The organism is Sinomicrobium pectinilyticum, assembly GCF_003725735.1.
Classification (GTDB): Bacteria; Bacteroidota; Bacteroidia; order Flavobacteriales; family Flavobacteriaceae; genus Sinomicrobium; species Sinomicrobium pectinilyticum.
On record NZ_RJTM01000004.1, the window covers coordinates 1 to 554 of the forward strand.

Here is a 554-nt window from a genome sequence, read left to right on the forward strand (position 1 = left end):
CGTCAGCGTGATACCTTTTAACGGAACCGGAGAAGGAGAAGACTGTGGAGAGATCAGTTTTACGACAGAAACCGTGGGGGAAGTACCTGTTTGTACAGGAATTATCAGTCCCGTAAATAATCAGGAAAATGTTCCCCTGAACACGGATATCACCTGGGAAGCCGTCCCGGATGCGGAAGGTTACTATATTTCCATCGGTACCAGCCCGGGAGAGAGTGATGTTCTGGATCAATATCAACAAAGCGGAACTACCTACAGTCCGGAAGCTGATTTCGAAGCCAACACAACGTACTATATCCGGATCACACCATACAATTCTTACGGAACGGCCGAAGATTGCCCCGAATTTGATTTCACGATCCGTATTCCTGAAACTGCGCCGGAATGTACGGACATAACCGGCCCGGCAGACGGTTCTACAGGGGTGTTACTCACAGCAGAGATCACCTGGGAGCCCGTTTCTGACGCCGAAGGATACTATTTGTCTGTGGGTACAAGTCCCGGGGGAACAGAGCTGGTGAACAGGGAAGAGGTCACCGGTACAAGCTATACGC

1 protein-coding gene is annotated in these 554 nt (G+C 50.5%); it reads left to right on the plus strand.

The features are described from left to right. Nucleotides 1–554 (plus strand): Ig-like domain-containing protein (locus ED312_RS23645; protein WP_317125653.1); only part of this gene is annotated, 554 nt, incomplete at both ends.